The organism is Pauljensenia sp. UMB3104 (genome assembly GCF_030217285.1).
GTDB lineage: Bacteria > Actinomycetota > Actinomycetes > Actinomycetales > Actinomycetaceae > Pauljensenia.
The window spans coordinates 1-230 of sequence record NZ_JASONN010000661.1 but is presented as its reverse complement, the minus strand read 5'-3'; the positions used below and the strand labels follow the sequence as shown (position 1 = coordinate 230).

The 230-nt window shown below is 64.8% G+C and carries 1 pseudogene; it reads left to right on the top strand.

What is annotated here, in order from left to right:
- Positions 1 to 230, top strand: a pseudogene (locus QP415_RS13190) (pectate lyase); the annotation flags it as partial.

Genomic DNA, 230 nt, shown 5'->3' with positions numbered 1-230 from the left:
AGCGTGGCGCTCACGGCACGATCAACCGCTACTGGGTTTCCAAGGCGGACGGCGTGGCGATCACGCCCGACATGGAGTACTCCGTCGAGGGTGGCAAGCGGGTCTACAACGTGACGCTCGCTGACCTGCCCCAGTACCTGCCGACGTCGACTGACTTCTCCGGCTCCTACGACTACGTCGCTGATCTGGAGCGCTCGCAGCCGGCAGATGACGGCACGACGATCGTGGTC